General features: G+C 68.6%; 12 protein-coding genes. 6 read left to right on the top strand and 6 right to left on the bottom strand.

Annotated features, from left to right (window positions below):
- The 3 genes from V7Q31_RS15560 to V7Q31_RS15550 form a co-directional block, all read left to right on the top strand.
- A partial coding sequence (locus V7Q31_RS15560; protein ID WP_333834780.1) for an NAD(P)H-dependent oxidoreductase occupies positions 1–438 on the top strand: 438 nt, incomplete at its 5' end.
- Positions 439–483: 45 nt separating this feature from the next.
- Entirely contained in the window at positions 484–948 is a 465-nt protein-coding gene (locus V7Q31_RS15555) for a hypothetical protein (RefSeq protein WP_333834779.1), read from the top strand.
- A 64-nt stretch (positions 949–1,012) separates the two neighbouring features.
- Positions 1,013–1,528, top strand: coding sequence for a SixA phosphatase family protein (locus V7Q31_RS15550; RefSeq protein ID WP_333834778.1), 516 nt, complete (start codon positions 1,013–1,015; stop codon positions 1,526–1,528).
- 4 nt (positions 1,529–1,532) lie between these two features.
- Here the strand turns inward: V7Q31_RS15550 and V7Q31_RS15545 are convergent, their stop codons facing one another.
- Genes V7Q31_RS15545 through V7Q31_RS15525 form a run of 5 tightly spaced genes read right to left on the bottom strand, consistent with a single transcriptional unit; the run spans position 1,533 to position 6,439 of the window.
- Positions 1,533–2,048, bottom strand: a complete 516-nt coding sequence (locus V7Q31_RS15545) for a hypothetical protein (RefSeq protein WP_333834777.1) — start codon at positions 2,046–2,048, stop codon at positions 1,533–1,535.
- A gap of 1 nt (position 2,049) precedes the next feature.
- Complete coding sequence (locus V7Q31_RS15540; RefSeq protein WP_333834776.1) at positions 2,050–2,853, bottom strand: amino acid ABC transporter ATP-binding protein; 804 nt, start codon at positions 2,851–2,853, stop codon at positions 2,050–2,052.
- A gap of 11 nt (positions 2,854–2,864) precedes the next feature.
- Complete coding sequence (locus V7Q31_RS15535) at positions 2,865–4,166, bottom strand: amino acid ABC transporter permease (RefSeq protein ID WP_333834775.1); 1,302 nt, start codon at positions 4,164–4,166, stop codon at positions 2,865–2,867.
- Position 4,167: 1 nt separating this feature from the next.
- Positions 4,168–5,364, bottom strand: coding sequence for an amino acid ABC transporter permease (locus tag V7Q31_RS15530; RefSeq protein WP_333834774.1), 1,197 nt, complete (start codon positions 5,362–5,364; stop codon positions 4,168–4,170).
- A 55-nt stretch (positions 5,365–5,419) separates the two neighbouring features.
- Entirely contained in the window at positions 5,420–6,439 is a 1,020-nt protein-coding gene (locus V7Q31_RS15525) for an amino acid ABC transporter substrate-binding protein (protein WP_333834773.1), read from the bottom strand.
- 403 nt (positions 6,440–6,842) lie between these two features.
- Between V7Q31_RS15525 and V7Q31_RS15520 the strand changes: the two genes are divergently transcribed.
- The 3 genes from V7Q31_RS15520 to V7Q31_RS15510 all read left to right on the top strand — a co-directional run bounded on the left by V7Q31_RS15520 (position 6,843) and on the right by V7Q31_RS15510 (position 8,793).
- Positions 6,843–7,160 carry a DUF6280 family protein gene (locus tag V7Q31_RS15520; protein ID WP_333834772.1) on the top strand — a complete coding sequence of 106 codons (318 nt, stop codon included), beginning with the start codon at positions 6,843–6,845 and terminating at the stop codon, positions 7,158–7,160.
- 224 nt (positions 7,161–7,384) lie between these two features.
- Positions 7,385–8,011 carry an ImuA family protein gene (locus tag V7Q31_RS15515; RefSeq protein WP_333834771.1) on the top strand — a complete coding sequence of 209 codons (627 nt, stop codon included), beginning with the start codon at positions 7,385–7,387 and terminating at the stop codon, positions 8,009–8,011.
- An 86-nt stretch (positions 8,012–8,097) separates the two neighbouring features.
- Positions 8,098–8,793, top strand: coding sequence for an RluA family pseudouridine synthase (locus tag V7Q31_RS15510; protein WP_333834770.1), 696 nt, complete (start codon positions 8,098–8,100; stop codon positions 8,791–8,793).
- A 124-nt stretch (positions 8,794–8,917) separates the two neighbouring features.
- Here V7Q31_RS15510 and V7Q31_RS15505 read toward each other — a convergent pair.
- A partial coding sequence (locus V7Q31_RS15505; RefSeq protein WP_333834769.1) for a TraR/DksA C4-type zinc finger protein occupies positions 8,918–9,144 on the bottom strand: 227 nt, incomplete at its 5' end.

Below are 9,144 nucleotides of genomic sequence, written 5' to 3'. Positions count from 1 at the left end.
CGCGCGGACTGGCGCGCTTACGAGGATCAGAGCCGCAACGTCGACCCGGTCGCGGCGCATGTGGCGGCGCTGCGCTGGGCGGAGGCGCTGCTCTTTGTCTATCCGACCTGGTGGTACGGGCTCCCGGCGATGCTGAAGGGCTGGCTCGACCGCGTCTGGCTGCCCGGCGTCGCCTTTACGCTGGAGCCGGAGAAGCCGATCCGCCCCGCCCTCACCCACATCCGCAAGATCGGCGTCGTCACGACCTGCGGGGCGAGCTGGTGGCTCACGCAGCTGATGGGCGCGCCGGGGCGCAACCTGATGCTGCGCGGTTGCCGTGCGCTGCTCGCGCCGAGGTGCCGGACCCTCTATCTGGCCCACTACCGGATGGACGACAGCACCCCCGAAAGCCGCGCCCGCTTTCACGCGCGCATGCTGAGGAAAATGCGCGGCTTTTGAGACGACGCCTGTCCGACTCGGACAAGCTGCGCTATTTTGCCGCGCATGACTGTGATCGCATTTCCGACCGCCCGGCTGTCACCGATCGACGATCCCGCCGACATCAGCGCGGTCGAAGCGTCGCTCTGCGCCATCTCCGGCCTTGTCTGCGCGACGGGAGGCCATGTCGCGCTCGCCGGGCGGGAGCTGGCGTCCCTGTCCGTCCCGACGCGCATCGCACTTCTCTCGCGCATGTACGACCGGGGCGAAGTCGCATTCGACTATGTCGACGCGCGCTCCGGCGAGATCGTGAGCGTCGTGATCGGACAGTTCTCCGGGCCGCAGCGTCGCCCGACCACGTGGCGCGCGGAGGTCGACGTGGCGCGCGCCGGCGGCCGCCTGTCGCTCGGCGCGCTGTCGGCGCCTGACGCGCAGAGCCTGGGGGAGGCGTTGCTGAGGGGCGTCAGCGCGGGATTCTCCGATCGGCCCGCGCGCGAAGCCGAGGCGCTCGCGCAATTCGCACGCCGCTGATCGCCGCGGCGCCAACAACGACAACTGCTTGACGAAACTGCGACAACTCTGCGGTATGTCGCTCATGCGCCGTTTGATTCTGTTCCGCCACGCCAAATCCTGCTGGGCGGATCCCGACCTCGCCGATCATGACCGCCCGCTCACCCAGCGCGGCCAACTGGCCGCGCCGCTGATGGGCGCGTGGCTGGCGTGGCGCGGCTATCTCCCCGACGCTGTGCTCTGTTCGTCAAGCGCGCGCACCATCGAGACATGGCGCGCTGCGCAACCGATGCTGCCGCAATCGCCCCCGCCGCAGATCCTGCGCGACCTCTATCACGCCGACCCCGAGACGCTGCTGCGCCTGCTGCGCGCGGCCCCCGATAGCGCCGGGACGGTGGCCATCGTCGGCCACCAACCCGGCATCGGCGCGTTCGCGCGCAAGCTCGCGAGCATCGACACGCCGCCGGGTTGCGCGCGCGCGTTCCAGAAATTCCCGACTGCGGCCTGCGCCGTGATGGATTTCGACGTCGACCGCTGGTCGGACGTGGCGTTCGGCGCGGCGCGTTTCCACGCCTTCGCCATCCCGCGCGAGCTGGTCTGAGCGCTCAGACCTCGTCGATCACATAGACGATCCTGCCCGGGGTCACGGCGGAGATGTCGACGACCACATGATCGGCGCCGAGTTGCACGCCGGCGACCGGGTCCATCACGATCTCCTCGGCGCCGTCGGGCAACCGCGTCGCGACGCGGGGGATGAAGGCGCCCTCGCCCGTCGGGGTCTCCGCCCGGTCGGGCACCATGAGACCGGGGATCTCGGTCGGCTTCAGAGGGCCGGGATGGATTGCGACCTGCCGCCGCATAAACACCGCCTCGGTCGGGCTGCGCATCCCGAGATAGACGAGTTCGGTCATGCCCGGGAGCGGCGCGCCTGCAGCGGCGGCGCAGGTTTCCGCGGCGCAGGGGTCGGCGACGAGCATCACGTCGCCGGGGCCCGCCGTATAGAAGACCAGCGGCGTCGTCTCGGCGGGGACCGCCTCGGCGCTGTCCGGCGGCGGCGTCGCGCAGGCCCCGAGCGTCAGGGTTGCGGCGAGCATCGCCGCGAGCCCGCGATGTGTCGTCATGTCAGTGTCCGAGAATCTGGCTCAGGAACAGCTTGGTGCGGTCGCTGCGCGGGTTGTTGAAGAACTCTTCCGGCTCGTTCTGCTCCACGATCTGACCGCGATCCATGAAGATCACCCGATTGGCCACCTGTCGCGCGAACCCCATCTCATGCGTCACGCAGAGCATCGTCATGCCTTCTTCCGCCAGCCCGATCATCGTGTCCAGCACTTCCTTGATCATCTCGGGGTCGAGCGCGGAGGTCGGCTCGTCGAACAGCATGATGTTGGGCTTCATGCAGAGCGAACGCGCGATGGCGACGCGCTGCTGCTGGCCGCCCGACAGCTGCCCGGGGTATTTGTGCGCCTGTTCGGGGATCTTCACCCGGGTAAGGTAGTGCATCGCGATCTCCTCGGCTTCCTTCTTGGGCGTCTTGCGCACCCAGATCGGCGCCAGCGTGCAGTTCTCGAGAATCGTCAGATGCGGAAACAGGTTGAAGTGCTGGAACACCATGCCGACTTCGCGGCGGATTTCGTCCACCTTCTTGAGATCCGACGTCAGCTCGATCCCGTCCACGATGATCTGCCCGGCCTGATGCTCCTCCAGCCGGTTGATGCAGCGGATCAGCGTCGACTTGCCTGAGCCCGAAGGGCCGCAGATCACGATCCGCTCGCCCTTGTAGACGGTGAGGTTGATGTCCTTGAGGACGTGGAACTCGCCATACCACTTGTTCATGCCGACGATCTCGATGGCGATCTCGTCGGAGATCCGCATCCGGCTGCGGTCGACGGTGCGGGTCTCGGCGACGGTGTCCGCGGCGTCTGCCATGGCGTCTCTCCTCAGCGGCGGTCGCCGGCGCGCAGGCGCCGCTCAAGTTGCATGGAATAGCGGGACATGCCCCAGCAGAACACGAAGAAGGTCACGGCGACGAAGCCGTAGAGCTCCCAGACGATGCCGTTCCAGTTGGTGTCCGCGCGGATCGGCTTGGTCAGCCCAAGGGGGTCGAGCAGGCCGATGACAGAGACCAGCGTGGTGTCCTTGAACAGGCCGATGAAGGTGTTGACGATCCCGGGAATCGAAATCTTGAGGGCCTGCGGCAGGATGACGAGGCGCATCGACTGCCAGTAGGTCAACCCCATCGCGTCCGCGGCCTCGTACTGGCCCTTGGGCAGCGCCGCGAGTCCGCCGCGGATGACCTCGGCCATATAGGCGCTGGCGAACAGCGTCACCATGATCAGCACGCGCAGGATCAGGTCGAAGTTCGTACCCGGCGGCAGGAAGTAGTTGAGCAGCGTCGAGGCGACGAAGAGCAACGTGATCAGCGGCACGCCGCGAATGAACTCGATGAAGCCCACGCAGAGCGTGCGGATGAACAGGAGGTTCGACTGCCTGCCGAGCGCCAGCAGAATTCCGATCGGCAGCGACGCGCCGATGCCGATCACACCGATCACGAAGGTGAGCAGGAACCCGCCGAACTGGCGCGAGGTGACGGGCTCAAGGCCGAGAATCCCCCCCCAGAGCAGAAAATAGGCGATCACCGGGAACAGGCTCGCATACAGGAACCACCAGCGCCGGTGCTCGGGCCCGCCGAAGACCCAGGCGAGACCGCCTGCGACGGCCATGACGATCGCCGTCGGGCCGAGCGCCGAGAGCACGTCGTCGGCGCCGCTGGCGACCGCCCAAATCGTCCAGACCAGCTTCACCCCCACCACTGCGGCGGCGATGCGGACGAGGTTTCGCATGTCAGGGTAGAGCAGCGGCACGAGCGCCGCTATCAACCCCATCGCCGTCACATTGACGCGCCAGCGCTCCTCCACCGGGTAGAACCCGTAGATGAGCTGGGGGAACCGCTCGCGGATCACCGCGAGGCAGGCCCCCCGCGCGCCCTCGCCATGCGCAGCCGTGATGATCTCGCGGCATTCGCTCAGAGAACTGGCGTTCCACACCGCGTGCAGCACCGCCCACTGGATCACGCCGGGGACGAACCAAAGGATGAGCCCGAGGCCCAGCAGCGTCATCGCGGCGTTCAGCGGCGTCGAGAACAGGTTCTCGCGCAGCCAGTGCACCGGACCGATGGAGGAGCTCGGCGGCGGCGCGTCGGGCAGGACGCGATCGGCGACATAGGCGACGCTGCGGGCCATCTCAGCGCTCCACCAGCTTGACGCGGGAATTGTACCAGTTCATCGCGCTCGAGATCGTCAACGAGGCGGTCAGGTAGAAGGCCATCAGCAGCAGGATCGCCTCCATCTCGCGCCCGGTCTGGTTCAGCGTGATGCCGCCGAGCGTTCCGGTCACGTCCATGTAGCCCACGGCGATGGCGAGCGAGCTGTTCTTGGTGAGGTTGAGGAACTGCGAGATCAGCGGCGGGATGATCACCCGCAGCGCCTGCGGCAGGATCACAAGGTTCATCGTCCGGTTCGGCCGCAGCCCGAGCGCATAGGCGGCCTCGGTCTGACCCTGGCTGACCGACAGGATGCCCGCGCGCACGATCTCGGCGATGAAGGCGCCGGTGTAGAGCGAGAGCGCGAGCCACAGAGCGATCAGGCTGTCGCGCATCATGATCCCGCCGACGAAGTTGAAGCCGCGCAGCTCGGGATATTCCAGCCCGATCGGGCGACCCGTCGCGAAGAAGGCCAGCACCGGCGGCAGGGCCACGATCAGCAACGTGATCCAGCCGCGGGGCAGCTGTTCGCCCGTCGCAGCCTGACGCGCCGCGGCCCAGCGTCGGAACAGGATGGCGCCGATCAGCCCGGCCAGCGCCGCGACCACCACGGCGAGCGAGCCGTCGCCCCAGATCGGGCGAGGCGCGTAGAAGCCGCGATTGGTCATCACGAAAGCGCCCGTCTCCTCGCCGCGATAGGCGCTGGGGGGCGGGAGCGTGTCGTTGACCACCGCCGCGATCATCAGGATCCAGATGAGCACGGGGACGTTGCGGAAGCCCTCGACATAGACGGTCATCAGCTTCGCGACGAGCCAGTTCTTCGACAGGCGCGCAATGCCGGCGAGCACGCCGACGATCGTGGCGGCGACGCAGCCGAGAACCGCGATGAGCAGCGTGTTGAGAATGCCCACCAGCGCCGCGCGCGCGTGCGTGTCGCGCGACGTGTAGTCGATGAGGCGCTGGTTGATGTCGTAGGAGGCCGTTTCCCACAGGAAGCCGAAGCGGAAGTCCTTGCCGAGCGCCGCGAGGTTCTCGACCACATTGCTGGTCAGCCATCCGACCCCCAGCATCACGACCATCAGGGCGACGGCCTGGATGAAGGTCGAGCGATAGCGCGCGTCGTTCCAGAGCATGTCGATGCGGAACGTCGGGCGCGGCGGCTCGGCGGCGAAGGTCATGGCGATGCTCCGAAGGGCGGGGCGGCGCGCCGGGTCCCGGCGCGCCGTCGTCGTCTCAGCGGAAGGGCGGCGCGTAGAGCAGGCCGCCGTCGGTCCACTGCGCGTTCAGTCCGCGCGAGAGGCCGATGGCGGTGTCCGGACCCAGATGCGCATCGAACATCTCGCCGTAATTGCCGACCTGCGAGATTATCTGAACGGCCCAGTCGTTCGGCAGACCCATCATCGCGCCGAGGGAGCCCTCGGTGCCGAGCAGACGGTTGATTTCGGGATTGTCGCCGGGCGCGGCGGCGAGTTCCTTGACGTTCGCCGACGTTATCCCGAGCTCTTCCGCCGCGATCATCGCGTTGAGCGACCACCGCACGATGTCGCCCCAGTCGTTGTCGCCGTGACGCACCAGCGGACCGAGCGGCTCCTTGGAGATGATTTCGGGCAGCACGACATGGTCGCCCGGCGCCTCGAAGGTGGCGCGGACGGCGGCGAGGCCCGACGCGTCGGTGGTGTACACGTCGCAGGCGTTGGACAAATATTTCTGCTGCGCTTCCTTGTCGTCCGCGACCGGCACCGGATCGTAGGACATGTTATTGGCGCGGAAGAAGTCGGCGAGGTTCAACTCCGTCGTCGTTCCGGTCTGGATGCAGACGGTGGCGCCGTCGAGCTCCTTGGCCGAGGTCAGGGCGAGCGCCTTCGGCACCATGAAGCCCTGACCGTCGTAATAGTTGACGCCGAGGAAATCGAATTTGAGGTCCACGTCGCGCGAAAAGGTCCAGGTCGTGTTGCGCGACAGCATGTCCACCTCGCCCGAGGCGAGCAGCGTGAAGCGGACCTGTGACGTCGCCGGAGTGAAGCGCGCTTTGGTCGCATCGCCGAACACTGCGGCCGCCACGGCGCGGCAGACGGCGACGTCGAAGCCGTCCCAGTCGCCGTCGGCCTTGGTGAACGAGAAGCCGGGCAGGCCGGTCGAAACGCCGCACTGGACGTGTCCGCGCGCCTTCACATCGTCGAGCGTCGCCGCCGTCGCGGCGCCGGCGATCAGGCCGGCGGCGGTCGCCGCGCCGATCAGGTGTCTTGCTTTCATCTGTTGCTCTTTCCCTGTCAGTCGCCCGCCTCATGCGGGCGGTTTGGGTTTCGTACCCCAGGCAGCGCAGCGCGCCATGGGTGGAGCAAAGCGACGCAGCCGCCCGGCGTCAAGCGTCGAGGCGGCGATTTCCCGCCCTTGAGCGTAAAAAACAACCATTGCCTGAAGATGGCGCCCGGCGCGCGCGCCGATGGCGCGGGAACGGCCACCAACTGCGCAATGCGCGGGCGCATTCGCCGCTCAACTCTCGCGCCGAGTTCCGCGCCCTGCGCCCAACGCATGGCAGGGTTGCGGAAAATGGGATGACATGACGCTGATGTGACGGCATATAGTCCTCAACAAATCTGATCACGCAACGCAATCCGCCGTCGACGGGCGATGTCGCCGGGGAGTGGAGCTTTCGATGTTCGACGAAATGGACGCCCTCGCCTGGGGGCATGCGCAGGGCGAACGCGCCCGCAAGATGTTCAGCGCCGTGGTGCTCGCGGTGCTCGACGACGCCGTGCGCGACGAGAAGAAGATCGGCCCCGGCGCGGGGGTCGAATCGGTGACGCGCTGGGCGCGCAGCAAGGATGGCCGGCTCGTGCTGTCCTGCGCGGGCATCGACCCCACCGAGCGCGCAGTCGCGGGCCTCGCCGATTTCGTGCGGCGCGGCGAGCGCGTCTCCAGCGCGCTGCGGCTGAACGACGGCTCCGACTCCGAACTGGCCGACGCCGCCTGATCTGAAGCGCCGCTCCCGACGGGGAGATGCGCGCCGCCCGACGACATTTCAGTGCGACCCGGCCTTGCGCCGGGTCGTCGTCGTTTCCGACTGCCCGCGCCAAGCGCCGGATCGAACATTTCGAAAACACTTCCGGATAGAACTCCCCCTTTGCGGGAAATTATGGATCATGTTATGAATATATATAGAACATAGAGTGATTCTTTGCGAAGGGACTCCGACGGATGGCTCAGAATCCGACAGGGCGTCTCGCATTGTCGTCGGACGGCCCGCATCTGGCGCTGGGGCGCGCGCATGAGGCGTTCGGCCCGTCGCGACGGGTCCTCGCGGCGATGGCGGCGGCGCGGCTCGCCGGGCCGGTGATCTGGATCCGCGGGCCCTGGGCTGAAGGCGCGCCCTGCGCCGACGGGCTGGCGGGCTTTTTCGACCCCGGGCGGATCGTATTGGTGGAGTGCCGGCGCGGCGTCGAGGCGCTGTGGGCGGCGGAGGAGGCGTTGCGCTCCGGCGCGGCGCCCCTCGTCGCGCTCGAACCCGACGCGCCCCCTGCGCTGACCCCGGTGCGGCGGCTGACGCTGGCCGCGCAGGCGAGCATGCGGGGAGGCGCGCGCGCGCCCGCGCCGCCGCTCTGCCTGATCCTGACGCCGACCGGGGGCGCCGCGCCGGCGGTGCAGACGCGCTGGCGCGTCGATCCCCTGCCCGGCTGGGCGCGCGCGGGGGGCGCGCCGCGCTGGCGGTTGGAGCTGCTGCGCGACAAGGCCGGCCCGCCCGACGCATGGGAGGCGTGCGGACCGCCGCCGCGCCGCGCCCTCGGCCTCGCGCGCCTCGGCCCGCAGTTCCGGCGGGCGGCCTGAAATGCCGCCCGCGCTCCGCCGCCTCTTCGCAGCGCTGCGCTGTTGGGCTAGAGGGCTGCTCTGCGCCGATCCGGACGAAGCGAGCGATGCCCCCCTCAGACCCCGCCGCGCCCGAAGCGGACGCGACGCGCCCCCCGCAGCTGGACTATCGCCCGCCCATGGCGCCGTGGCTGAGCGTGCTGCACATCGACGCCGACCTGCTGGTCCTGTCCAAGCCGAGCGGCCTGCTGAGCGTGCCGGGCAAGACCCCCGACCTCGCCGACTGTCTGGAGGCGCGCGCGCAGGCCCGCCATCCCGGCGCGCGCACGGTCCACCGCCTCGATCTGGAGACCTCGGGCGTCGTCGCCATGGCGCGGAATCCGGCTGCTCTGCGCCATCTCAACGCCCAGTTCGCCGACCGCCGCACGCGCAAGATCTATGTCGCGCGCGTCGCCGGGCGGATGGAGGCGGAGGCCGGAACGGTCGATCTGCCGCTGCGCGCCGACTGGCCGCGCCGCCCGATGCAGCGGGTCGATTTGGAGGCGGGCAAGCCTTCGCGCACCGAATGGCGCGTGCTGGCGCGAGAGCCCGACGCCACACGCGTCGAGCTGCGCCCCCTCACCGGCCGCAGCCACCAGCTGCGCGTCCACATGCTGAGTCTCGGCCACCCGATCCTCGGCGACCCGTTCTACGCGCCGCAGTCCCTGCGCGCGGGCCGCCTGCAGCTTCATGCGCGCGCGCTGGAAATCCGACACCCGGCGGACGGGCGCTGGATGCGCTTCGACGACCCACCGCCATTCTAGAGCGGAGATCGACCTGAAAGACGCAGGCCCCAGGTGGAACCCATTGTTTTCAAAAGAAAAACCCGGTTGATCGATTCTCTCGGCTCGGTTTGCGCTCCAGGGGGCGGCCCGCAGGCGCGCCGCGTCAATCGTCGCGATGCACCTTCTCGCGCCGCTCGTGACGCTCCTGCGCTTCGAGCGACAGAGTCGCGGTCGGGCGCGCGATCAGGCGGCGCAGACCGATGGGCTCGCCGGTCTCCTCGCAATAGCCGTACTCGCCCTCGTCGATCCGGCGCAGCGCCGCGTCGATCTTGGAAATCAGCTTGCGCTGGCGGTCGCGGGTGCGCAGCTCCAGCGCGCGGTCGGTCTCGG

Origin of the sequence: Rubrimonas sp., from assembly GCF_036788415.1 — a bacterium.
Taxonomy (GTDB): domain Bacteria; phylum Pseudomonadota; class Alphaproteobacteria; order Rhodobacterales; family Rhodobacteraceae; genus Rubrimonas.
The sequence above is the reverse complement of the archived record's forward strand: the minus strand, read 5'-3'. Positions and strand labels throughout refer to the sequence as shown.